The sequence below is a fragment of the Clostridium sp. TJA085 genome, from assembly GCF_058310235.1.
The window spans coordinates 112,521-136,477 of record NZ_JBZEEZ010000001.1; the positions used below are offsets into that span (position 1 = coordinate 112,521).

The 23,957-nt window shown below is 28.1% G+C and carries 24 protein-coding genes; 23 read left to right on the forward strand and 1 reads right to left on the reverse strand.

The window, feature by feature from the left end:
- The first annotated feature begins 109 nt into the window (after window positions 1–109).
- The 18 genes from dnaJ to ppdK all read left to right on the forward strand — a co-directional run bounded on the left by dnaJ (window position 110) and on the right by ppdK (window position 16,857).
- The gene (gene dnaJ, locus AC4FQW_RS00560; RefSeq protein WP_303128464.1) at window positions 110–1,246 is read left to right on the forward strand and encodes a molecular chaperone DnaJ; all 1,137 of its coding nucleotides are present in this window, start codon (window positions 110–112) and stop codon (window positions 1,244–1,246) included.
- A 199-nt stretch (window positions 1,247–1,445) separates the two neighbouring features.
- Window positions 1,446–2,387, forward strand: coding sequence for a 50S ribosomal protein L11 methyltransferase (gene prmA, locus AC4FQW_RS00565; RefSeq protein ID WP_491146772.1), 942 nt, complete (start codon window positions 1,446–1,448; stop codon window positions 2,385–2,387).
- A gap of 18 nt (window positions 2,388–2,405) precedes the next feature.
- Window positions 2,406–3,155, forward strand: a complete 750-nt coding sequence (locus AC4FQW_RS00570; RefSeq protein ID WP_491146773.1) for a 16S rRNA (uracil(1498)-N(3))-methyltransferase — start codon at window positions 2,406–2,408, stop codon at window positions 3,153–3,155.
- Window positions 3,155–4,462 (forward strand): tRNA (N(6)-L-threonylcarbamoyladenosine(37)-C(2))-methylthiotransferase MtaB, encoded by a 1,308-nt coding sequence (mtaB, locus tag AC4FQW_RS00575; protein WP_303128504.1) that lies wholly within the window; start codon window positions 3,155–3,157, stop codon window positions 4,460–4,462. Before AC4FQW_RS00570 ends, mtaB begins: the two co-directional genes overlap by 1 nt.
- 32 nt (window positions 4,463–4,494) lie before the next feature.
- Complete coding sequence (locus tag AC4FQW_RS00580; protein ID WP_491146774.1) at window positions 4,495–4,839, forward strand: histidine triad nucleotide-binding protein; 345 nt, start codon at window positions 4,495–4,497, stop codon at window positions 4,837–4,839.
- A 117-nt stretch (window positions 4,840–4,956) separates the two neighbouring features.
- Window positions 4,957–5,133: a 30S ribosomal protein S21 gene (gene rpsU / locus AC4FQW_RS00585; protein ID WP_008429643.1), complete on the forward strand. Its 177-nt coding sequence runs from the start codon at window positions 4,957–4,959 to the stop codon at window positions 5,131–5,133.
- 22 nt (window positions 5,134–5,155) lie between these two features.
- Window positions 5,156–5,608, forward strand: coding sequence for a GatB/YqeY domain-containing protein (locus AC4FQW_RS00590; protein ID WP_303128541.1), 453 nt, complete (start codon window positions 5,156–5,158; stop codon window positions 5,606–5,608).
- 142 nt (window positions 5,609–5,750) lie between these two features.
- The gene (gene yqfC / locus AC4FQW_RS00595) at window positions 5,751–6,038 is read left to right on the forward strand and encodes a sporulation protein YqfC (RefSeq protein ID WP_491146775.1); all 288 of its coding nucleotides are present in this window, start codon (window positions 5,751–5,753) and stop codon (window positions 6,036–6,038) included.
- Window positions 6,035–7,153: a sporulation protein YqfD gene (gene yqfD, locus AC4FQW_RS00600; protein WP_491146776.1), complete on the forward strand. Its 1,119-nt coding sequence runs from the start codon at window positions 6,035–6,037 to the stop codon at window positions 7,151–7,153. Before yqfC ends, yqfD begins: the two co-directional genes overlap by 4 nt.
- A 38-nt stretch (window positions 7,154–7,191) precedes the next feature.
- Window positions 7,192–9,276: an HD family phosphohydrolase gene (locus AC4FQW_RS00605; RefSeq protein ID WP_491146777.1), complete on the forward strand. Its 2,085-nt coding sequence runs from the start codon at window positions 7,192–7,194 to the stop codon at window positions 9,274–9,276.
- Between the two features lie 77 nt (window positions 9,277–9,353).
- A complete protein-coding gene (gene ybeY / locus AC4FQW_RS00610; protein ID WP_303128551.1) occupies window positions 9,354–9,854 on the forward strand; it encodes an rRNA maturation RNase YbeY in 501 nt (166 codons plus the stop codon).
- Between the two features lie 17 nt (window positions 9,855–9,871).
- Window positions 9,872–10,573, forward strand: coding sequence for a diacylglycerol kinase (locus tag AC4FQW_RS00615; protein ID WP_491146778.1), 702 nt, complete (start codon window positions 9,872–9,874; stop codon window positions 10,571–10,573).
- A 96-nt stretch (window positions 10,574–10,669) separates the two neighbouring features.
- On the forward strand, window positions 10,670–11,068 hold the full coding sequence (locus AC4FQW_RS00620; RefSeq protein WP_303128556.1) for a cytidine deaminase: 399 nt from the start codon (window positions 10,670–10,672) through the stop codon (window positions 11,066–11,068).
- Window positions 11,069–11,079: 11 nt separating this feature from the next.
- Window positions 11,080–11,970, forward strand: coding sequence for a GTPase Era (gene era, locus AC4FQW_RS00625; RefSeq protein ID WP_303128558.1), 891 nt, complete (start codon window positions 11,080–11,082; stop codon window positions 11,968–11,970).
- A 21-nt stretch (window positions 11,971–11,991) separates the two neighbouring features.
- Window positions 11,992–12,732, forward strand: a complete 741-nt coding sequence (gene recO / locus AC4FQW_RS00630) for a DNA repair protein RecO (RefSeq protein ID WP_491146779.1) — start codon at window positions 11,992–11,994, stop codon at window positions 12,730–12,732.
- Window positions 12,733–12,738: 6 nt separating this feature from the next.
- A complete protein-coding gene (locus AC4FQW_RS00635; protein WP_491146780.1) occupies window positions 12,739–13,335 on the forward strand; it encodes a DUF4342 domain-containing protein in 597 nt (198 codons plus the stop codon).
- 189 nt (window positions 13,336–13,524) lie between these two features.
- A complete protein-coding gene (ccpN, locus tag AC4FQW_RS00640; RefSeq protein WP_303128565.1) occupies window positions 13,525–14,157 on the forward strand; it encodes a transcriptional regulator CcpN in 633 nt (210 codons plus the stop codon).
- Window positions 14,158–14,229: 72 nt separating this feature from the next.
- Complete coding sequence (gene ppdK, locus AC4FQW_RS00645) at window positions 14,230–16,857, forward strand: pyruvate, phosphate dikinase (protein WP_491146781.1); 2,628 nt, start codon at window positions 14,230–14,232, stop codon at window positions 16,855–16,857.
- 38 nt (window positions 16,858–16,895) lie between these two features.
- Here the strand turns inward: ppdK and AC4FQW_RS00650 are convergent, their stop codons facing one another.
- Window positions 16,896–17,960: a CotS family spore coat protein gene (locus AC4FQW_RS00650; RefSeq protein WP_303128571.1), complete on the reverse strand. Its 1,065-nt coding sequence runs from the start codon at window positions 17,958–17,960 to the stop codon at window positions 16,896–16,898.
- Between the two features lie 214 nt (window positions 17,961–18,174).
- Here AC4FQW_RS00650 and AC4FQW_RS00655 point away from each other — a divergent pair, with 214 nt between their 5' ends.
- From AC4FQW_RS00655 to AC4FQW_RS00675, 5 genes are all read left to right on the forward strand, one after another.
- Window positions 18,175–19,206 carry a deoxyguanosinetriphosphate triphosphohydrolase gene (locus AC4FQW_RS00655; protein WP_491146782.1) on the forward strand — a complete coding sequence of 344 codons (1,032 nt, stop codon included), beginning with the start codon at window positions 18,175–18,177 and terminating at the stop codon, window positions 19,204–19,206.
- A gap of 202 nt (window positions 19,207–19,408) precedes the next feature.
- Window positions 19,409–21,181, forward strand: coding sequence for a DNA primase (dnaG, locus tag AC4FQW_RS00660; protein ID WP_491146783.1), 1,773 nt, complete (start codon window positions 19,409–19,411; stop codon window positions 21,179–21,181).
- Between the two features lie 29 nt (window positions 21,182–21,210).
- Window positions 21,211–22,314, forward strand: coding sequence for an RNA polymerase sigma factor RpoD (gene rpoD / locus AC4FQW_RS00665; RefSeq protein WP_303128578.1), 1,104 nt, complete (start codon window positions 21,211–21,213; stop codon window positions 22,312–22,314).
- Between the two features lie 108 nt (window positions 22,315–22,422).
- Window positions 22,423–23,121 (forward strand): tRNA (adenine(22)-N(1))-methyltransferase, encoded by a 699-nt coding sequence (locus AC4FQW_RS00670; RefSeq protein ID WP_491146784.1) that lies wholly within the window; start codon window positions 22,423–22,425, stop codon window positions 23,119–23,121.
- A gap of 18 nt (window positions 23,122–23,139) precedes the next feature.
- The gene (locus tag AC4FQW_RS00675; RefSeq protein ID WP_491146785.1) at window positions 23,140–23,934 is read left to right on the forward strand and encodes a Nif3-like dinuclear metal center hexameric protein; all 795 of its coding nucleotides are present in this window, start codon (window positions 23,140–23,142) and stop codon (window positions 23,932–23,934) included.
- The last annotated feature ends 23 nt before the right edge of the window (window positions 23,935–23,957 follow it).

Here is a 23,957-nt window from a genome sequence, read left to right on the forward strand (position 1 = left end):
TTGTAAATAAACTACAATACCTTTATAATAACAAAGGGGAAGGCAGTACTCGTCTTCCCTTTTGTAAAGTTTAATAATATAAATTTATAATAATATGGTGGTGAAATAGATGGCGCAAAAAGACTATTATGAAATTCTTGGTTTACAAAAGGGTGCAAGTGATGCAGAAATAAAAAAGGCCTTTAGAAAGCTAGCTATAAAATACCATCCTGATAAAAATCAAGGAAATGCTGAAGCAGAACAAAAATTTAAGGAAATAAATGAAGCTTATCAAGTACTTTCAGATCCAGAGAAAAAAGCTAGATATGATCAATTTGGAACAGCTGATTTTGATGGAAGTGGATTTGGAGCAGGAGCAGGTGGATTCGGAGGTTTCGATTTTTCAGATATCGGAGGCTTCGGAGATATATTTGATTCATTCTTTGGAGGCGGTGGCGGAAGTTCAGCTAGAAATAATGGACCAAGAAGAGGAGCCGATATTGAATATACAATAAGACTAACATTTGAAGAAGCTATAAAAGGCGTAGAAAAAGAAATATCAATTACAAGAAGTGAAAATTGTGAAAGTTGTCATGGAACAGGTGCTAAAGCAGGAACAACACCAAAAACATGTCCAACTTGTCATGGAACAGGACAAATTAGAGTTCAAAGACAAACACCTCTTGGAAGTTTCGTAAGCACAACAACATGTGATCAATGTCATGGAACAGGTAAGATTATAGAAGAACCATGTGAAACATGTAAAGGAAAAGGTAAAGTTAGAAAGCATAGAAAAATAAAAGTTAATATACCAGCAGGTGTAGATACAGGAAATGTAATTCCACTTAGAGGACAAGGTGAGGATGGTACTAATGGAGGTCCAGCAGGAGATCTTTATATTAATATAATTGTATCAGCATCTTCTAAGTTTAAAAGAAAAGGAATAGATATATATGTTGATACTCATGTATCTATGGCTAAAGCAGCTTTAGGTACTGAGATAACTGTTGAAACTGTAGATGGAAATGTTAAGTATACAGTTCCAGCTGGAACTCAATCTGGAACATTATTTAGGTTAAAAGGAAAAGGTGTTCCTAGAGTTAATGGAGGCGGAAGAGGAGATCAATATGTAAAAGTAATAGTTGATATTCCTAAAAAGCTTAATGAAAAGCAAAAAGAAGCTTTAATGATGTTTATGGAAGCATCAGGAGAAAAGGTAGATGGAAAAGAGCATCATAAAAAAGGATTAAGAGATTTATTTAAATAAATCTAAAAAGGCTACTATTTTAAGTAGCCTTTTTTGTAATATAAATATATAAATTGTTAAAAAGATATTTTATAACCTATTGATAAATGTAATTTAAAGTATTTTATATATTGGTAGTAGTAACCTTGACATAATCTTAAGAAAAAGGTTAAAATTATTTATTAGTTTATTAGTGACATATTAGAAAGGAATGATTTTCATGGAAGGATCATGGATAGAGATAAAAGTTATTACAACAAGTGAGGCACTTGAGCCAATAGAAGGGATTTTTTACATATTAGATTGCAAAGGAGTTTCAGTTGAAGATCCAAATGACATATTAGGTAGAGAACAAGGTCCTTTAACTTGGGATTTTGCAGATATAAATGTTTTAGAACATAAAGGTAAATTTGCTGTTGTAAAAGGATATTTTTCAGAAGAAGACAACATAGATGAAGTTGTTAAATATGTTAAAGAGAAAGTAGAAGAAATAAGAAATATGGGCTTTAACGTTGGAGAAGGAAGAGTTGAAGTTTCTAAAACTCATGAAGAAGATTGGGCAAATAATTGGAAAAAGTATTATAAACCATCTAAAGTTGGAGACCAAATAGTTGTAAAACCAATATGGGAAGAATACGAACAAAAAGATGGAGAATTAGTTGTAGAATTAGATCCGGGAATGGCATTTGGAACAGGTGACCACGAAACAACAAGAATGTGTATACAAGCACTTGAAAAATATGTTCAAAAAGATAGTATAGTATTTGATGTTGGAACAGGTTCAGGAATTCTTGCAATAGCTGCAGCTAAGCTTGGAGCTAAAAAAGCTATTGGGGTAGATTTAGATCCAGTTGCAGTTGAGTCAGCAAAGGAAAATGTAGAATACAATAATTTAGATAATATAGAAGTTCTTTATGGAAACTTAGTTGAAGTTATAGATGGGAAAGCTGATATAGTTGTAGCTAATATTATTGCAGAAGTAATATGTATATTAATAGATGATGTTAAGAGAGTTTTAAAAGAAGGTGGAATATTTATAACATCAGGTATAATTCATGATAGAGTTGATATGGTTACATCTAAGCTTGAAGAAAGTGGTTTTGAAGTAATTAAAGTTAACAAAGACGGAGAATGGAACTGCATAATTGCAAAATCAAAATAAAGGTTAGGTGATTATTTAATGCATAAGTTTTTTACACCATCAGAGTATGTATTTGGAGATTATGCCAAAATAATAGGTGATGATGTTAAGCATATATATAAAGTTTTAAGACTTTCAGAAGGTGAAGAGGTAGTCTTAAATGATTGTAATGGAACAGAGTATTTAGCTAAAATCAATGAAGTTACAAAAAGTGAAGTAATTTTAGATATAGTTAAAAAGTTAGATTTAAATAATGAAAGTAATATTGAAATAGTTTTATTTCAAGGGATGCCAAAAGCGCAAAAAATGGATTTAATAGTTCAAAAAGGAACAGAACTTGGAATAACAAAATTTGTTCCTTTAATTACTGATAGAGTTGATGTAAAATTAAAAGGCGATTTTAAAAAATTAGATAGATTAAATAGAATAGCACTTGAGGCTTGTAAGCAAAGTAAAAGAAGTATAATTCCAAGGGTTTTAGAACCTATAAAAATTAATGATTTAATAAAAGAAATAAAAGAATTTGATTTACTTATAGTACCTTATGAAAATAAAGAAGATTTTGGTATAAAATCTTTGATGAAGGATTTAGATAAAAATTCTATAAAGAGAATTGGAATTGTTGTAGGGCCAGAAGGTGGATTTGAAGAAGCAGAAATAGAAAAGTTAAAGACAGAGGGAGCATATATTATAACTCTAGGAAAAAGAATTCTTAGAACAGAAACAGCAGGTTTTGTTGCTACCTCATTGATTCAATATGAATTAGGTGACTTAGGAGGAAAGATTTAATGAAGGTTGCATTTGCTACATTAGGATGTAGAGTAAATATGTATGAATCAGAAGCTATGACTGAAAAATTTGTAAGAGAAGGATATGAAGTTGTAGATTTTTCAGAAGTTTCAGATGTATATGTTGTAAATACATGTTCTGTTACTAATATGGGAGATAAAAAATCAAGACAAATTATAGGTAGAGCTAGAAGATTAAATCCTGAAGCTATAATAGCAGTTGTAGGTTGTTATTCACAAATAGCGCCAAAAGAAGTTTCAGGAATAGAAGGTGTAGATGTAGTTCTTGGTACTAGAAATAAAGGAGACATAGTATACTATGTAAATAAAGCTAGGGATGAAAAGAAACCTCAAGTTAAAGTTGGGGCAGTACTTAGAAATAAACAATTTGAGGAATTAAAAATAGAAGATTATAGAGATAAAACTAGAGCGTTTTTAAAAATACAAGATGGATGTAATAGGTTTTGTGCATATTGTTTAATACCATATACTAGAGGCGCAGTTTGCTCAAAAGATTTCAATAATGTATTAAATGAAGTAAGAGAACTTGCAAATCATGGTTTTAAAGAAGTAATTTTATCTGGTATACATACAGCATCATATGGATTAGATTTAGAAGGTAATGTTGATTTAGTAACGTTATTAGAAGAAATAGAAAAGATAGATGGAATAGAAAGAGTTAGAATAGGTTCAATAGAGCCAGCATTCTTTACTGATGAAGTTGTAGAAAAAATAAAAAACATGAAAAAATTATGCCCACAATTCCATTTATCACTTCAAAGTGGTTGTAATTCCACATTAAAAAGAATGAATAGAAGATATTCAGCAGAAGAATATGAAAGAATAGTTAATGTTTTAAGAGAAAATTTAAAGGATGCTTCAATAACAACTGATGTAATTGTCGGATTTCCAGGAGAAACTAATGAAGAGTTTGAAGAAACATATGAATTTTTAAAAAGAAATAAATTAACTAAAACTCATATATTTAAATTTAGCCCAAGAACTGGAACTAAAGCAGCTACAATGGAAAACCAAATAGATGGAAATATAAAAGAAGAGAGAAGCAAAAGATTAATAGAACTTAATAATATAAATGAAAAAGCTTATACTGATAGTTTAATGGGAAGAGAAATGGGAGTTTTAATTGAGCAGGAAGTTAAAGGCTTAGATGGAATATTTGAAGGGTATACTAGAAATTATGTTAAGGTTCATGTTCATGGTGCATCTAAAGATGATATTGGAAATATAATAAAAGTAAAACTTTTTGAATCAAAGGGTGACTATGCAGAAGGAAAAGTGGTAAAATAATAAGGTAACTACTCTGTAAAGGGGGTGAACTTATGACAGATTGTATTTTTTGTAAAATAGTAAAAGGTGAAATTCCTTCAAAGAAAATATACGAAGATGATTTAGTTTATGCATTTTATGATATAAGTCCAGAGGCACCGGTTCATTTTTTAGTAATACCAAAGGAACATATAAAAAGTGCTAATATGATTTCAAACGAAAATTCTCATATAATAGCACATATTTTTGAAGTTATAAATAAAATAACAAGTGAGTTAGGTATTGCTGAGGATGGATATAGAATAGTAAATAACTGTGGAGTGTTAGGTGGGCAAACAGTAGATCATATGCATTTCCATGTTTTAGGTGGAAGAGAATTAAAATGGCCACCAGGTTAAAAATGTTTACGTAAAATGTTGACATAAATAACAAAACTAATGTATAATATAGCTTGTGTTATTAAGCCCGTAGCTGATTGAATTTATAATTTAAGCTAGCGGAGGGAGGGATAATAGATGTCAGAAATAAAAGTTGGAGAAAACGAAACACTTGAAAGTGCATTAAGAAGATTCAAGAGAAAATGCGCTAGAGCTGGAGTTCTTTCAGAAGTAAGAAAGAGAGAACACTACGAAAAACCAAGCGTAAAGAAGAAAAAGAAATCAGAAGCTGCTAGAAAGAGAAAGTTCAAGTAGTATTTTGAAAGAAGGTATAAAAATGCCAGGAATTAAAGAGAGACTTCAAGAAGATTGGAAAACTGCTTTAAAGGCAAAAGACAAGTTTAAAGCTAATGTATTAAGTACCGCTAAATCTGCTATTTTATTAGCTGAAAAAACAACTGGTAAACCAGTAGAAGAAAGCGAAATAATTGAAATATTAGCAAAAGAAGTCAAGCAAAGAAGAGAAGCTGTGCTTGAGTTTGAAAAAGGTAACAGACAAGATTTAGTAGATGAAGCTAATGCTGAAATCAGTATCTTGCTAGATTACCTTCCTCAGCAATTAAGCGAAGACGAAATTTTAAAGATAGTAGAAGAATCAGCTACAGAAGCGGGTGCATGTAGCATAAAAGACATGGGAAAAGTTATGGCGTTAGTTAGACCTAAGACAGTTGGTAAAGCTGATGGCAAGCTTGTAAGTCAATTAGTTAAAAATTATTTAAATAATAAATAATAAATAGCAAAAGAGCTCTTATGGAGCTCTTTTTGTTATTTATTAAAAAAGGAGAGTTTAAAAACTCTCCTTTTTTGTAATTAAAATTATTTAGAAATCATAAATTACTATGATAGGAGTATTTGTAAAGGGAGGTTTTATTTTGAGAGAGAGTATAAATAAAAAAAAGAATAACATTATAGAAAAAATAGATTTACCTAAAGATGTTATTTTGAATTTACCTAAGATAACTGTTGTAGGTAGAGAAGAAATAAGTATAGAAAATCATAAGGGAATAGATTCTTTTGATAAAGAGTTTATAAAAGTAAAAACTAATATAGGTCTTGTAAAAATTGAGGGTGAAAATTTTGAAATATTATATATAGCATCTGAAACAATAGTTTTAAGTGGAAGGTTTAAAGCAATATCATATGAAGGTATTGAAATATGAGGTACTATGCAAAAAAAATATCTATAATAACAGTTGAAGTTACTTGTATGAATACAGAACAAATATTAAATGGACTATGGAAAAGTGGTATAAAGGTTAATAAAATAAAGAGAATAGATGCTGTTACTTTAAATATGGATATATATGGAGATGATTATGAAGATTTAAAGACAATAGTTAAAAGGTGTAATGGAAAAACTAAAATTTTAAAAAGAAAAGGAAAAATAATAAATATATCGAAATTAAAAAGAAAGATAACATTTACTATAGGTGGAGTTTTATTCTTTTTTATATTGTTTATATTATCAACAAGAATATGGGCAATAGATATATATACAGAAAAAAATGTTACTCCATTTGAAATAAGAAAAATATTAAATGAATTTGGAATAAAGCAAGGTATTGGGAAAAGTGAAGTTGATGTTTATAGCTTAGAGAAAAAACTTGAAGATATACATGATGAAATATTATGGGTTAGGGCAAGAATTGAAGGTTCTACTTTAAAAGTTAAAATAGAAGAAAAAGTAAATCCACCAGATTTTTTAGAAAATTATAATAAAGAAATATTAGCTAAAAAGGATGGAGAAGTAAAAAGAGTATATACTCAATTTGGTACAGCAGCAGTAAATCCAGGAGATATGGTTAAAAAGGGTGATGTTTTAATATATCCATATGATGGCCTTTTAGAAGAAAAATATGAAGTTGAACCTAAAGGAAGCGTTATAGCTAATGTTTTTTACGAGAGAAGTTTAGAAGTTCAAATAAAAGGTAAAAAGTTAGAGAAAACAGGAAGAGAGGATAAAGATTTATATTTAAACTTATGGGGAAAGAAAATTTACTTAAAAAAGGCTACAAATTCATTTGGAAATTATGATAAAATAGTAGATAATACTGGATTTGTTAAGTCTATTACTTATTGTGAAATGGCAGAAAGGGAAATGAATTTAGATGAAGATAGCGTAGTGAATGACTCTTTAAATAAGTTAGAAAACCTTCTATTAAAGGATCTTAGTAATGAAGCTAAAATAATAAAGAGAAATCATAAAGTTAAAAGTATAAAAGATGGAAAGATACAAATAATTGCACAATTTGTAGTTGAAGAAAACATAGCGTAAATTTAAGTAATATGTAATTGATAAGAAGGTGATAAACATTGAATATAAAAGAAAAGTTATTTTTAAATAAAAGTCTATCAAAAAAGTCTAAAAAATTATATATTAAAACATTAGTTAATATAGTTACAATACTTATAACATATATATTGCTTATAACGGCAATAGCACCTAAACAGTATGATTTAAAGGAAGGTGAAATAGCTAGAGTTGATATAAAGGCACCAAGAGATACTGTAAATGAAATAGCTACAAATGAAAGAATAAAAGAAGCAACTGAAAAAATAGATAAGCCTTATACTTCAAAGGGTGAAATTAGGACGGAAGCCTTAAAAAATATAGATAATGTTTTAAACAAAGTTATAAATTTAAAAGCAACAGTGGAAAATGAAAATGATAAATTAAAAGAATTATTGAAGTTAGATAACAAATATTTAAATGAAAATGATTATAAAGTATTAATTTCACTTTCTGATTCTAAACTTAATGATATAAAGTTTGAATTAAATACAATAATAAATGAAGTTTATCAAACGAATATAGAGGATGGAAATGCTGAAAGTTTAAATAATGCAATAGATCTTGCAAACAAACAAATTGAAGCAACAGATACTAAGCCTTCTGTTAAAAAGGTTCTTAAAAAGTTAGTTATACCTGAAATAAAACCAAATTTCTTTTATGATAAAGAAAAAACAGAAGAGTTAATAAAAGAGGTTCAAAAGAATGTACCTAAAGTAATAATTAAGAAAAATCAAACAATAGTAAGTGAGGGAGAACCTGTAACAGCAGAACAGATAGAAATATTAAAAGATTTAGGTATTTTAGATCAAAATGGAGGGGGAAGCTTTTTACTTCTTTATTCAATGCTTGCTATATTTACTGTTGTAACATTCTTTATTCAATATTTTTATATATATAAATATCATAAAAATGTATATAAAAATACTAAGCTTGTTGTACTTATAAATATAATAAATATATTTAGTTTTATATTAGCTAGAGTTATTGGAGAAATTTCTCCCTTTGTTATTCCTCTAGCATGCGCACCAATACTTATTACTTTACTTATTGATTATAAGTTATCTCTTATAGTTTGTAGTATTAATGTAATAATTATAAGTGCATTAGTTAATTTTAATCCACAAATAATGATTCTTGGAATATTAAATGCTATTTTAGGAGCTATAAGCTTTAGAAAGATGCAACAAAGAAATGATATTTTTTATTCATCAATATGGCTCATGATAATAAGTGCTATAATTACATTTACAACAGGGGTATTATTATCAAACAACTTTAAAGAAATATTTATTTTTAGTGGATTATCAGCAGTAGGAGTTATTTTTTCGGCAATACTTTCTATAGGTGTATTACCGTTTTTGGAATCAAGTTTTGATGTTGTAACAACACTTAAGCTTTTAGAACTTTCAAATCCTAATAATCCGTTACTTAAAAAGCTTTTGATGGAAGCTCCTGGAACTTATCATCATAGTATGTTAGTTGCTAATTTAGCAGAAATGGCTGCAGAAGAAGTTAATGCTAATCCTGTAATAGCTAGAGTAGGTGCTTATTTCCATGATGTTGGTAAGACAAAAAGACCATATTTTTTTGGTGAAAATCAATTTGGAAAAGAGAATCCTCATGACAAAATTACAGCTAATTTGAGTACATTAATAATAACTTCTCATGTTAAAGATGGTGTTGAACTTGCAAAAGAATATAATATACCTGATGTTATAAAAGATATAATAGAACAACATCATGGAACAACATTAGTAAAATACTTTTATTATAAAATGAAAAATAGTTCTGAAAATCCAGAAGAGGTAAATGAAGAAGATTTTAGATATCCAGGTCCAATACCAAGTAGTAAAGAAGCTGGAATAATAATGTTAGCAGATAGTACAGAGGCAGCGGTTAGATCAATATCTGAACCAACTAAAGGTAAAATTGAGGAAATGGTAAATAATATAATAAAGGATAAACTTTATTCAGGACAGTTAGATAATTGTGATTTGACACTTAAAGATTTAGAAACTATTAGAAAATGTTTCTTAAAGGCTTTATATGGCATATACCATCAGCGTATAGAATATCCAAGTGAAAAAAAAGAGAAAAATAATTAATTGTTATGGGGAGTATTAAACTCCCCATAATTTAGTTTATAATATAAATATAAAATAAATATAAAGGGAGAAAAAATATGATATATGTAGATAATAGACAAGATAAAATAAATGTAACAGAAGAATTTATTAATAAGTTAGAAAGAGTAATAAATTTTGCTCTAAAAGAAGAAGAAGTTAATGTAGATTGTGAAATATCTATGTTATTTGTTGATAATAATGAAATAAAAGAAATAAATAATGATACAAGAGGAATAGATAGAGCAACAGATGTTTTATCATTTCCAATGTTAGATTATGAAGATAAAAAGGTATTTAAAGAAATATATTTAAATAAGGAATTTGATGAAACATTTTTAGATGGAGAAGAATTAGTTTTAGGTGATATAGTTTTATCTTTAGAGAGAGCTTTAGAGCAAAGTGAAGAATACAATCATTCCTTTGAAAGAGAAGCATGCTATTTAGTAGTTCATTCAGTTTTACATCTTTTAGGTTATGATCACATGGAAGAAGATGAGAAAAAAATAATGAGAAAAAGGGAAGAAGAAATACTTGGCAAATTAAATATTAGTAGATAATAAATAAGGGTGATTTTATGAGATTAAAAAAGATGGTTGATAGTTTTAATAATGCTATAGATGGGGTTATTTATACTGTTAGAACTCAAAGGAATATGAAAATTCATATGGTAGTTTCTGTATTAGTTCTTATAGCATGTTTATTTTTTGATGTTTCAAAAATAGAATTTTTAATTTTAGCAATAACTATATCTATGGTAATAAGTGCAGAGCTTTTTAATACAGCTATAGAATCAGTTGTTGATATGAATACAAATTATTATCATCCTTTAGCTAAGATAGCAAAAAATGTTGCGGCAGGAGCTGTAATAATTACAGCCATAAATGCTGTTGTAGTTGGTTATGTTATCTTTTGGGATAAATTATCTAATTTTTCATTTATATTGCTTCATAAAATAAAGAGTTCAGAGCCTTATACAATATTTATAGTATTAGTTGTAGTTTGTATCTTAACGATAATAGTAAAAGCTATATTTGGAGAAGGAACACCTCTTAAAGGTGGTATGCCAAGTGGACATAGTGCTTTAGCTTTTTCTATAGCTACTGCTATCTCTTTAATAACAGAAGAACCTATATGTATAGTTTTGAGTTTTATTATGGCACTTATTACAGCGCAAAGCAGGGTTGATTCTGAAGTACATTCTTCATTAGAAGTTTTAGTTGGAGCTATTTTTGGTATATTAGTTACACTACTTATATTTACGATATTTAATGGGTAAACATATATATATAACTTTTTAAATTTCATTATTAGTGATATAATATATAGCACATATAGTTAAATAGATTATACAATTTAAAGCGAGGGATTTTATATGGTTAATGAAAATTTAATAAAAGAAGCTATAAATGTAAGAGAAAAAGCATATTGTCCATATTCAAACTTTAAAGTTGGAGCAGCAGCTCTTTTTGAAGATGGAAATATATATACAGGATGCAATATAGAAAATGCATCATATGGAGCTACAAATTGTGCAGAACGTAGTGCTATCTTTAATGGAGTTTCTAAAGGAAATAGAGTTCTTAAAGCTCTTGCACTTATAGGAGATACAAATAGCTATACTTATCCTTGTGGAATTTGCAGACAGGTTATAACTGAATTTGCAGAAGACGAAAATATAAAAATTTATATAATAAAAAATGAAAATGACTATATAGAAAAAACTTTAGAAGAGTTAATGCCAGGTTCCTTTACAAAGAAGGATCTAGAGTAACAGGAGGAAAAATGTTTAAATCAGGATTTGTTTCAATTGTAGGAAGACCAAATGTTGGAAAATCTACATTAATGAATTATATAATGGGTGAGAAGCTTTCAATAGTTTCTAATAAACCACAAACAACAAGAAATAATATACAGACAATATTAACAACAGATGATTATCAAATGATTTTCGTTGATACACCAGGTATTCATAAGCCTAAACATAAGCTTGGAGAATACATGGTTAATTCAGCAAAGGAATCAACTAAAGATGTTGATTTAATTCTTTTCTTAACTAATCCAGGTGAGGAGATTGGAAGAGGAGATAAATTTATACTAGAATCATTAAGAGATAAAAAAGCTCCAGTTTTTTTAGTTATAAATAAAGTTGATGAATTTAGTAAAGAAACTGTAGCTAAAACATTAGTAGAGTTTTCAAAAGAGTTTGATTTTAAAGAAATAATTCCTATATCAGCAATGAAAGGAAAAAATGTTGATAAATTATTAGAACTTATGGTAGCAGAATTACCAGAAGGTCCTAAATATTATCCGGAAGATATGATAACTGATGTTCAAGAAAGATTTGTAGTATCAGAAATAGTAAGAGAAAAGGCTCTTAGAACATTAAGAGATGAAGTTCCACATGGTATAGCAGTAGATGTAATACAAATGAAACAAAAAGAAAATGGAACTTATCATATTGAAGTTGACTTAATATGCGAAAAAGATTCTCATAAAGGAATAATAATAGGGAAAAATGGGCAATGTTTAAAAAGAATAGGTGAATCTTCAAGATATGAATTAGAAAGATTTTTAAGAAGCAAAGTTAATATAAAAATATGGGTTAAAGTAAGAAAAGAATGGAGAGACAACCAAATATTGCTTAAGGAACTTGGATATAAAAAGCTTAAGTAAATATTTGGAGGTTGATTTTAATTGTCTTTAATAAATACAAGAGGTGTTATTATTAAAGCTCTTGATTATAAAGAAAATGATAAGTTAATCTGGATTTACACTGAAGGGTTAGGTAAAATTACAGCTGTAGCTAGGGGAGCAAAAAAAAGTAAGAGTGGTTTATTTGCAATTACACTTCCACTTTGCTATGGAGATTATACAATATTTAAAGGTAAAAATTTATCTAATATTCAAGAAGGTAAAATAATTAATTCGTTTCAAGGCCTTATGAGTAACTTAGATAAGCTTACATATTCATCATATTTATGTGAGCTTATTGATATAGCATTAGTAGAGGGAGAGAGGAACTTATATCTTTACAAAGAGTTTATAACTACACTATATCTTTTAGATACTGATGCTATAGATTATGAGTTGCTTATAAGGTCCTTTGAATTAAAACTTTTAAAAGCTACTGGATATGGAGTGGTATTAGACTATTGTGTAAATTGTAGAAAAAAAATAAATGTATCAAATTATATAAGTCTTTCTAATTTTGGAGGAGTTTGTGATGAATGCGAAAAAACTCATGGACTTTATGTTTCAAAGGGATGCTATAATTCATTAAAATTTTTATCTAATACTACTGCAGATAAAATTTTTAGACTTAATTTATCAAAAGATATAAAAAAAGAAATTGAGAGAGTTACAAGCTTTATAATATCATCAAATTATTCAAAAAAACCTAAAAGTTTAGAGATGCTAAATTACTTAAAGGAGTGATAATTTATGAAAGAAATTACTTTAGAAAAAGTAGACCAAATAAGAGAAAGAACAGGAGTTACTTATGAAGCTGCAAAAAAAGCATTAGAACTTAATGATGGGGATGTTTTAGAAGCTTTAATATATATAGAAAATAGTGTTGTAGTACCATTTGCTGAAGAAAATTCAAGTAAAAATGATAATGAAAAAAAATCATTAACTATTGATGAGCTTAAAACATGGTTAAAGGATATTATAGAAAAAGGAAATGTAAGTAGAATAAGGGTAAAAAAAGATAATGAGTTAATTGTAGATGTCCCAGTAAATGCTGGAATAGCAGCAACAGTTATAGCTGTTATTATTCCGCCTATACTAGCTTTTGGAGTAATTGCAGCTGTTGCAACTAAGTTAACTATTGAAATAATAAAATCTGATGGAAGTATTGAAGTTGTAAATAAGTATGTTGAAAGTGCAGCCAAAGAAGTTAAGGGTAAGGCATTAAATTTTACTGAAATGGTTAAAGATAAAATAAATAGTACAAAAAACAAAAAGAACAAAACTAATGTTTATAGTGGAGAAGATACTGTATATACATATACAGTAAATTTTGATGATAAAGAATAATTAAAATACAAAATAATCAAAACTATAAAATTTTTAAGATAAAATCAATTAACAAGGAATATTTTATAAATTAATTACAAAAAATGGGAAAAGTTATGACAAAAATGGAATTGAGTGGTATAATTATATTATAATTTCAAAAAATAACAATTTATTCAATATTCCTTGTATTAGAAAGAGGGATCGATTTTGAAATTGTCAGAAAGACAAGAGGAGATAATTAAGCTAGTAAAAGAAGGACAGCCTATAACTAGCGAAGCTTTAGCAGAGAAACTAGGGGTAACGAGAGCTGCCTTAAGAGCTGATCTTGCAATATTGACGATGATAGGTACATTAGATGCAAGACCTAAGGTTGGATATGTATACTCAAATAAACCAAAGAGTAGTTTAGTAAATGAATATATAAATGAAATAAAGGTTAAAGATATTATGTCCAAACCTTCTATAGTGAATGAAAGTACAACAGTTTACGATGCAATCGTATACTTGTTTTTGAATGATGTAGGAACTTTATTTGTTGAAAATGCAGGAGTTTTAACTGGTGCAGTTTCAAGAAAAGATTTTCTTAAAATTGCAATAGGAGGCACGGATATTCATAGAGTACCTGTAGGTGTGATAATGACTAGAATGCCTAACATAGTATGTGGCACAGTTGATGATCCAGCTTATGATATAGCAAAAAAAATAATAGAACATGAAATTGATAGTATTCCAATTGTTGAAAAAATTATGGTAGAAGATAAAGAACAATACAAAATAGTGGGTAAAGTGTCAAAAACTAACGTTACAAGGTTATTTGTTAAACTAGGGAATAATAAATAATTAAACTTAGCTAACTACGGTAATATTGCCGATAGTATAGATAACATTAGTATTGAACGGAGGAGTATTGAGATGGAAAAAAAGTACGTTTATCTTTTTAAGGAAGGAAATGCGTCAATGAAAAATTTGCTAGGTGGAAAGGGTGCCAATCTAGCGGAAATGTCAAGTCTTGGAGTACCAGTTCCACAAGGATTTACAGTTACAACAGAGGCTTGTAATAAATATTATGAAGATGGGAAAATAATTGCGTCTTCAATAATAGAAGAAATAGAAAAATCTATGAAGGAATTAGAAAAAGTTACTGGAAAGGAGTTTGGAAGTACTGAAAATCCACTTCTTGTTTCAGTAAGATCAGGGGCTAGGGTTTCAATGCCTGGTATGATGGATACCATATTAAATCTTGGGTTAAATGATGCTTCTGTTGAGGCTATGGCAAAGGCTACAAATAATCCTAGATTTGCTTATGATTCATATAGAAGATTTATTCAAATGTTCTCAGATGTTGTTATGGGAATTGAAAAGAGATTATTTGAAAATAAAATTGATGAAATGAAAGAGCGTAATGGAGTTGAATTTGATACAGAGTTAACTGCAGAGGATTTAAAAGAGCTTGTTTCAATGTATAAACAAATATATGTAAAAGAAAAAGGGGAAGAATTCCCTCAAGATCCAAAAACACAATTAATTGAAGCGGTAACTGCTGTATTTAGATCATGGAATAATCCAAGAGCTATAGTATATAGAAGATTAAATGATATACCAGGTGAATGGGGAACAGCAGTAAATGTTCAAGAAATGGTATTTGGTAATAAAGGAGAAACTTCAGGAACAGGAGTTGTATTCTCAAGAAATCCAGCAAATGGAGAAAATGAAATTTATGGAGAATATTTAATGAATGCCCAAGGAGAAGATGTTGTTGCAGGAATAAGAACACCTCTTCCTATAAAGAAACTAGAAGAACAAAATCCTAAAATATATAAAGAATTTGTTGACATAGTTAACATATTAGAAAAGCATTATAAAGATATGCAAGATATGGAAATAACAATTGAAGAAGGAAAATTATATTTCCTTCAAACTAGAAATGGTAAAAGAACAGCTCAATCAGCACTTAAGATTGCAGTTGACTTAGTAGATGAAGGTATGATTTCAAAAGAAGAGGCAATACTTAAAGTTGAGCCAAAACAATTAGATACACTTCTTCATCCAACGTTTTATGATGATGATTTAAAGAAAGCAAATCCTATAGCAAAAGGATTACCTGCATCACCAGGTGCTGCATGTGGTAAAATAGCATTTACTGCAGAAGAAGCAAAAGAGAGAGCAGCAAATGGAGAACAAGTAGTTTTAGTTAGACTTGAAACATCACCAGAAGATATAGAAGGTATGATAGCAGCAGAAGGAATACTTACTGTTAGAGGAGGTATGACTTCACATGCAGCTGTTGTAGCTAGAGGAATGGGAACTTGTTGTGTTGCAGGATGCGGAGATTTAAAAGTAAATGAAGAAAATAAGACTTTAGAAGTTAATGGAAAAGTTTATACTGATAAAGATTATATTTCAATAGATGGAACTACTGGAAATGTATATGGAGAAAAAATAAAAACAGTTACTCCAGAAATAACAGGACACTTTAAAACTTTCATGGAGTGGGTTGATGAAATAAGAGCATTAAAGGTTAGAACTAATGCTGATACTCCAAGAGATGCTAAACAAGCTGTAGAATTTGGAGCAGAAGGAATAGGTCTTTGTAGAACAGAGCATATGTTCTTTGCTGAAGATAGAATTTTAGCTGTTAGAGAAATGATAATAGCTAAAACAGTAGAAGAAAGAAGAAAAGCACTTAATAAAATACTTCCAATGCAAAGAGCAGATTTTATAGGAATATATGAAGCTCTTAAAGGTATGCCAGCTACAATAAGACTTTTGGATCCACCACTACATGAATTCTTACCTCATACTGATGAAGATATGAAAGCATTAGCTAAAGAATTAAATATTGATGTATCAGAAATAAAAAATGCTGTAGAGAGTAAACATGAATTTAATCCAATGATGGGACATAGAGGTTGTCGTCTTGCAGTAACTTATCCTGAAATTGCAGAAATGCAAACAAGAGCAATTATTGAAGCTGCAATAGCTGTTAATGTTGAAAGAGGATATAATGTAATACCAGAAATTATGATTCCATTAGTTGGAGAACTTAAAGAATTAAAATATGTTAAAGATGTAGTTGTTAAAACAGCAGAATTAGTTATGGATGAAAAAGGAACTAAGATAGAATACAAAGTTGGAACTATGATAGAAATTCCAAGAGCTTGTATTACTGCTGATGAAATAGCAAAAGAAGCAGAATTCTTCTCATTTGGTACAAACGATTTAACTCAAATGACTTTCGGATTTTCAAGAGATGATGCAGCTAAATTCTTAGGTTCATATTATGAAAAAGGAATTTATGAGCAAGATCCATTTGCAAAACTTGATCAAAATGGAGTTGGACAATTAGTTAAAATGGCAGTAGATAAAGGTAAATCAACAAGAGAAAATATAAAACTTGGTATATGTGGAGAACATGGTGGAGATCCTTCATCTGTTGAATTCTTCCATAATATAGGTTTAGATTATGTATCTTGTTCACCATTTAGGGTTCCACTTGCAAGACTTGCAGCAGCTCAAGCACAAGTAAAGAATAAAAGATAAGTAAAAAAGTCCTAGAGAATTTATTCTCTAGGACTTTTTTAAAGTTTAAATCCATATTCAGATTCTATTCTAGGTATTATTTCATTAATGAATTTAAGATGAAAATAAGTTTTATCATTAGATTTTTGTAGAAGAGCAAAAAATGCATCTTTATTGCATTTATTTAAGTTTTTATAATAATCTCTTGATATTTTCCAAAATTTTTGCGGAAAGGCAACATATGCTAAAATATATCTTAAATCAGAAGGGGTAAGATTAGTTATATTATTGTATTCTCTTAATAGTGATAAGGTAAGTTCTATATCAAAACAGGTTGTATCTCGTCTTAAAAGCCTTCTAAGAAAATATCCAAAATCTCTAGCAGAATAATCAAATCTACATTTATCTAAATCTATTACCCATATATTAGAATTGTAATCAAATATAATATTTTTATTTACATAATCACCGTGGCATAAAGATTTAGATAATTCATTATTATTTATATTTGATGTTAAATATAATGAAGCTTTAGCAAGTTCTAAGTTATCATCAAAGGTTTTTATATATTCATTAGAAAATTTATCTGATGATTTAGAAGCTAAGTTATAAAATGATAATAACTGTTCAAAATGCTTTGTTGTAGATATGTAATAATCAGAAAGGCCTATGCGATTTTCACTTCCAGGTATAGGTTTAAATTTTCTTGAGTAAGAATGAATTCCAGCAAGTTGTCTTATTGAGATTACTAAATGATCTAAATTGTCAAAATCACATTTAACACCATCTATCCAAGGGGTGAGAATGAAAAACATATTTTTAAATTTAACATATTTCTCTTTAGATAAAGTATTTAAAAGAGTTGGTGTTTTTATTCCATTTTTCCATAACCACTCTAAAGCAGAATAAACAAAAAGTAAATTTTTTTCATCAAAATAAACTTTTTTTAAGCAGTAGGAAATACCAGACTTATTTATTTTATAAACTGCTCTTTGTTTATCTGTATCTTTAAATTTTATTATTTCAATATTAGCATCATCTAATCCATAATGAATCAAAATATTTTTTTTTATATTTTCTTCTGAAAATATATCTTTACATTTATTTTTATACTTTTTGCTCATTAAATAATCTCCTTAAATACATTGCTTATTATTAAATTTATTTTACTTGTCAACATTTAATTTTTATTTTTTGTATTTGTTATTACTATATTTATTATAAAGTTTATCTAAATAGAATAATAATAAATTTAAAATTTTTGCAAATACTAAGGTGAATTAATAAATAAAGGATTTTAAAGATATATATAGAATTATTTAATTAGAGGTGAATTATGTGTATATAAGAGAAAAAATTGAGAATTTTGAAAGGTTGACATTAAGAAAAGAGGCGAAGTATTCTTCAGAAAGTCTAGGAAGAAAAATCAATGAAAAAAATGACAGCATAAGAACTTGTTTTATGGTAGATAGAGATAGAATAATACATTCTAAAGCGTTTAGAAGACTTAAAGATAAAACACAAGTATATATAAGAACTAATGGGGATCATTACAGAAGAAGGTTAACACACACTTTAGAAGTTTCACAAATTGCAAGAACTATAGGAATAGGGATAGGTCTTAATGAGTATTTAATAGAAGCTATAGCATTAGGGCATGATTTAGGCCATGTTGCATTTGCGCATAATGGAGAAGAAGTTTTAAATGATTTTTTAAAGGGTGGATTTAGACACAATGAGCAAAGCGTTAGAGTTGTTGAAAAGTTAGAAAGGGATGGAAGAGGTTTAAATTTAACTAAAGAAGTTTTAGATGGAATTATAAATCATAGTGGTCTTTCAAAAAATAAAAAAAATAATGCATTTACTTTAGAAGGGATAGTTGTTAAATATTCTGATAAAATTGCATATTTAAATCATGATATAGATGATTCTATAAGAGCAAATATGTTAAGGGAAGAGGAACTTCCAAAAGAAGTTATTAAAGTTTTAGGTAATAATCATTCTACTAGAATTGAAAGTTTAGTAACAGATTTTATAAATGAATCTAATAAAAACTTAGAAAATGGAATTTTAAAAGTAGGTCTTAGCAAAGAAAAAGATGAAGCTATGATAGAACTTAGAAAATTTATGTTTAAAAATATTTATTTAGGTGAAATTTTAAAGATAGAGAGGGATAAAGCTAAATTTATATTAGAACATATAATAAATTATTATATGAAAAATCCAAATAAAATGCCTAAGCTTTATTCAGAAATTGTTGAAAGGGAAGGATTAGAAAGAGGAGTTTGTGATTATATAGCTGGTATGAGTGATGATTATTGTTTAAATAAATTTAATGAAATTTATGTTCCAAAACTAGTTATATACTAAAAAAAGGAATAAAAAATACAAATTAAGGAAAAATAAATTTGTATACAAAAGAAGGAATTTGAATATTTAAGAAGAATATGTATAAAAAGAGCAACAAAATATAATATTCTACAAAAAATGTTTATAATAAAAGAAGGGATAAGCAAAAAAATGTCGAATATAAAATAAGTTGCATAAAAAAGCTGAGGAGGGAGAGAGCTCCTTGCGTATTACAGAAGAAACTATTGAAAGAATTAAACAAGAGAATGATATTGTTGATGTTATTTCAGATGTAGTAAAACTTAAAAGATCAGGTAGAAATTACATGGGACTTTGTCCGTTCCATAATGAAAAATCACCTTCCTTTAGTGTTTCTCAAGATAAACAAATCTACAAATGTTTTGGATGTGGAGAAGCTGGCAATGTACTTACATTTGTTATGAAACAAAAAAATCTAAATTTTATTGAAGCGTGTAAGTTACTTGCAGAGAGAGCTAATATTCCTTTAAGTCTTGGAAATGGTGAAGAAAGTAAGGTTGTTAAAAAGAAAAATCTTTTATATAAGGTTAATGTAGCAGCAGCTAGATATTTTTTTTCTAACCTTCAAAGAGATTCAAAAGCTAAAGAATATTTCAGTAATAGGGGAATTAAAGATTTAACTATAAAGAGGTTTGGGCTTGGTTATTCAAAAGATGGATGGCAAAATCTAAGATATTATCTAAATAAGCAAGGATTTAGTGATGAATTAATTCTTGAGGCAGGTCTTATTATAAGAAGTCAAAAAGGAACATTATATGATAGGTTCAGAAATAGAGTAATGTTTCCAGTATTTAATATAAAAGGAGATGTTATAGGTTTTGGTGGGAGAGTTTTAGATGACTCTAAACCCAAATATTTAAATTCTCCAGAGACCTTAGTATTTCAAAAAGGAACTAATTTATATGGATTAAACTTTGCTATAAAAAATAAGTTAGAAGATAGGTATTTTATAATAGTTGAAGGGTATATGGATTTAATATCTCTTCATCAATATGGAATAACTAATGTAGTTGCATCTTTAGGAACTGCATTAACTGTAAATCAAGCACGTCTTCTTAAAAGATATGCAGATAAAGTGATTATCTCTTATGATGCAGATGTTGCAGGTCAAACAGCTACAATTAGAGGACTTGATATACTAAGGGAAGCAGGATTTGATGTTAGGGTATTACAAATACCTCAGGGAAAAGATCCAGATGAGTTTGTAAGAAGCAATGGAAAGGATGCTTTCTTAAAACTTGTTAATAATGCTGAAGATTTAATATCTTATAAGCTAAAAAGAGCAAAAGAGGGAATAAACTTTAAAGAAAAAACTTCTCTTATAGAATATGGTGATAGAGTTACTGAAATACTAGCAAAGTTAAATCCTGTAGAAAAAGATATTTACGTAAAAAGTATATCAGAAGATACAGGAATAAAGGAGCAATCCTTATATGATTTAATTGCTATAAATAGAAATACGAAAACTGATGATTTAGTGAATAAAAAGGAAGAATTTGGAACAAAATTATATGTAGAACCTGGTTATTTAAAAGCTGAAAAAGCATTAATAAAATTAATGTTAGATGAAGATTTTTATGGAGAAATAGTTAATAATATTTCCTCTGAGGATCTAATTTCTAATTCTTACTCTAAAATTTTTAATCTTATTAAAGATGGAAAAGAAAAAGGATTAAAAGATATTACTTTACATGTTGAAGCTGGGTGTGATGATATAGAATCTTCTAAGGAATGGGTAAAAATAAAAGAATTCCAAGTTTTAAAAGCTACGGATAAACAAAGACTAATATTAGATTACATAAAAGAGGTTAAGAGTTTTAAATTAAAGAGAGAAATTGATAAGCTTAAAAAGAAGCAAAAAGAATTAGCTGAAAAAGGATTAATAGAAGATTCAATAAAAATTGCACTAGAATTAAATAAATTAAATAGTGAATTAAAAAAGGGCGAGAGAGATTAAATGGTCATGACGGAAGGAGGTAACAAATTATGGCAGGAAAAACAAAAGTTAAAGGTAAAGAAGAAAAAAAAGATAGAAATCAAAAAATGGTTGTAGTTAAAAATTTAATAGATAAAGGGAAAAAGAATGGTTCCTTAACTTATAAAGAAATTATGGATGAAATAGACAATATTGAATTAAGTCCAGAACAAATAGAAAAAATATATGAAGTATTAGAATCAATGGGAATAGAAGTAACTGGGGAACCACATGCAGAAGTTGAAGAGGCTGAAGAAGAATTAGATTTAAGTGTACCAGAAGGTATAGCTATAGATGACCCTGTTAGAATGTATTTAAAAGAAATTGGAAAAGTACCTTTATTATCTTCAGAAGAAGAAATTAAACTTGCAAATCAAATTGAAGAAGGAAGTCAATATGCTAAGAAAAAGCTTGCAGAAGCAAACCTTAGACTTGTTGTAAGTATTGCTAAAAGATATGTAGGAAGAGGTATGCTTTTCCTAGATCTTATACAAGAAGGTAATTTAGGTCTTATAAAAGCTGTAGAAAAATTCGATTATAGAAAAGGATTTAAATTTTCAACTTATGCTACTTGGTGGATAAGACAGGCGATTACAAGAGCTATTGCAGATCAAGCAAGAACTATAAGAATACCAGTTCATATGGTTGAAACTATAAATAAACTTATAAGAGTTCAAAGACAATTACTTCAAGAATTAGGTAGAGATCCATTCCCAGAAGAAATTTCAAAAGTTATGGATTTACCTGTTGAAAAGGTCAGAGAAATTCAAAAAATAGCTCAAGAGCCAGTTTCACTTGAAACACCAATAGGAGAAGAAGAAGATAGCCATTTAGGAGATTTTATACCAGATGATGATGCTTTAGCTCCAGCTGAAGCAGCTGCGTTTACAATGCTAAAAGAACAACTTATAAATGTATTAGATACTTTAACTCCAAGAGAAGAAAAAGTATTAAGACTTAGATTTGGTTTAGATGATGGAAGAGCAAGAACTCTAGAAGAAGTTGGTAAAGAGTTCAACGTAACTAGAGAAAGAATTAGACAAATAGAAGCAAAAGCTTTAAGAAAATTAAGACATCCATCAAGAAGTAAAAAACTTAAGGACTATTTAGATTAGTCTTAAAATAGCACCAAAATGTGGTGCTATTTTAATTTTAAATTTATGATATAATATATACTTAAAACAAAAGAAAATAAATCATCATTAGGAAATAGGAGAATACATATGGAATTAAGTAAAAGATTAAATTTAATAGCTAATTATATTGATAAGTGCGAAACTTTAGTAGATGTTGGAACTGACCACGGATATATTCCTATATATGCAGTATCAAAAAATATATGCCAAAAGTCTATTGCCACAGATATAAATAAAGATCCTTTAGATAAAGCAAAGCTAAATTCAATATTTGAAGGAGTAGATGAAAATGTTGAGGTTAGACTAGGAGGCGGTCTTGATCCTATAAAAAAAGGAGAAGCACAAGGATTAGTTATAGCTGGAATGGGAGGGAATTTAATAAGAGATATACTTGAAGCTGATAAAGAAAAAGCTAAAGGTTTTGAATTTATAATACTTCAACCAGCTCAAAATCCAGAAGTATTAAGAGAATACCTTTATACAAATGGTTATGAGGTAATTGAAGAAGATTTATGTATAGATGAAGAAAAATATTATGAGTTATTTAAAGTTAGGGTTAAAGATGGGGAAGTTACAGAATTAGATAAAATATATTATGAAATTAGCCCTAAGTTATTAAGAGATAAGCATCCAGTAATGAAAGAATACATAAATTCTAAAATTGAAAAGTATAATAAAATTTTAAATTTCATAGATGATGATACAGAAAGTGCTATAGAAAGAAAAAAAGAATTAAAAGAAAAGGTAGATATATTAAATAATTTAGCTCAATATATAAATAATTAATATTTGGAGATGAGATTTATGAGTATAAAAGTTAAAGATATAAAAAAATTTATGAATGAAATAGCTCCAGAAGTACTTAAAGAAGATTTTGATAATGTAGGTCTTATGGTTGGGGATGAAGAAAAAGAAGTTTCTAAGATTTTATTAGCTCTTGATTGTACAAATAATGTAATAAAAGAGGCTATTGAAAATAAATGTGATATGATAATAACACATCATCCATTAATATTTAGAAAACCAAATAGAATAGTTAAAAATGATTTGCTTGGAAATAAAATAATTGAACTTATAAAAAATGATATATCTCTTTATTCAAGTCATACTAATTTAGATTCAGTTCAAAATGGAATAAATGATAAGATAGTAAAAATATTAGGGTTTGATTCTGATATGATAATAGAAAAATCAAAAAATAGTGAGTTTTCTGAAGCTGGACTTGGTAGAATCGTAAGTTTAAAAGATAATTTAAAAGTAGAAGATTTAGTTGCTTTAATAAAAGAAAAACTTGGTATTCAAAGTTTAAGAGTTGTTACAGGAAATGAATATGTAAAAAAATTAGCTATAATAAATGGTAGTGGACAAGATTTTATAAGTGAATCAGTAAATTTAGGAGCAGATTGTATAATAACAGGAGATACTACATATCATTTTGCATCTGATTATAAAGAACTTGGAATAACTATAATAGATGCAGGACATTTTGGGACTGAATGGTTAGCTTTTTTAGAGGCAATAAAACCATTAAAAGATAAATTTATGGAAATAAAGTTTATAGAATCTAAAGTTAATAAAGATCCATATACATTTGTTTAGTTAACAAATGAGTTATATCATCA

Excerpts from the sequence above, each read along its gene's own strand:
- dnaJ (WP_303128464.1), top strand. The coding sequence starts at position 110 with ATGGCGCAAAAAGACTATTATGAAATTCTTGGTTTACAAAAGGGTGCA.
- ppdK (WP_491146781.1), top strand. The coding sequence starts at position 14,230 with ATGGAAAAAAAGTACGTTTATCTTTTTAAGGAAGGAAATGCGTCAATG.
- AC4FQW_RS00615 (WP_491146778.1), top strand. The coding sequence starts at position 9,872 with ATGAGATTAAAAAAGATGGTTGATAGTTTTAATAATGCTATAGATGGG.
- rpsU (WP_008429643.1), top strand. The coding sequence starts at position 4,957 with ATGTCAGAAATAAAAGTTGGAGAAAACGAAACACTTGAAAGTGCATTA.
- era (WP_303128558.1), top strand. The coding sequence starts at position 11,080 with ATGTTTAAATCAGGATTTGTTTCAATTGTAGGAAGACCAAATGTTGGA.
- rpoD (WP_303128578.1), top strand. The coding sequence starts at position 21,211 with ATGGCAGGAAAAACAAAAGTTAAAGGTAAAGAAGAAAAAAAAGATAGA.
- AC4FQW_RS00580 (WP_491146774.1), top strand. The coding sequence starts at position 4,495 with ATGACAGATTGTATTTTTTGTAAAATAGTAAAAGGTGAAATTCCTTCA.
- mtaB (WP_303128504.1), top strand. The coding sequence starts at position 3,155 with ATGAAGGTTGCATTTGCTACATTAGGATGTAGAGTAAATATGTATGAA.
- AC4FQW_RS00590 (WP_303128541.1), top strand. The coding sequence starts at position 5,156 with ATGCCAGGAATTAAAGAGAGACTTCAAGAAGATTGGAAAACTGCTTTA.
- yqfD (WP_491146776.1), top strand. The coding sequence starts at position 6,035 with ATGAGGTACTATGCAAAAAAAATATCTATAATAACAGTTGAAGTTACT.
- prmA (WP_491146772.1), top strand. The coding sequence starts at position 1,446 with ATGGAAGGATCATGGATAGAGATAAAAGTTATTACAACAAGTGAGGCA.
- AC4FQW_RS00675 (WP_491146785.1), top strand. The coding sequence starts at position 23,140 with ATGAGTATAAAAGTTAAAGATATAAAAAAATTTATGAATGAAATAGCT.
- AC4FQW_RS00620 (WP_303128556.1), top strand. The coding sequence starts at position 10,670 with ATGGTTAATGAAAATTTAATAAAAGAAGCTATAAATGTAAGAGAAAAA.
- AC4FQW_RS00650 (WP_303128571.1), bottom strand. The coding sequence starts at position 17,960 with ATGAGCAAAAAGTATAAAAATAAATGTAAAGATATATTTTCAGAAGAA.
- AC4FQW_RS00570 (WP_491146773.1), top strand. The coding sequence starts at position 2,406 with ATGCATAAGTTTTTTACACCATCAGAGTATGTATTTGGAGATTATGCC.
- AC4FQW_RS00635 (WP_491146780.1), top strand. The coding sequence starts at position 12,739 with ATGAAAGAAATTACTTTAGAAAAAGTAGACCAAATAAGAGAAAGAACA.
- ybeY (WP_303128551.1), top strand. The coding sequence starts at position 9,354 with ATGATATATGTAGATAATAGACAAGATAAAATAAATGTAACAGAAGAA.
- AC4FQW_RS00670 (WP_491146784.1), top strand. The coding sequence starts at position 22,423 with ATGGAATTAAGTAAAAGATTAAATTTAATAGCTAATTATATTGATAAG.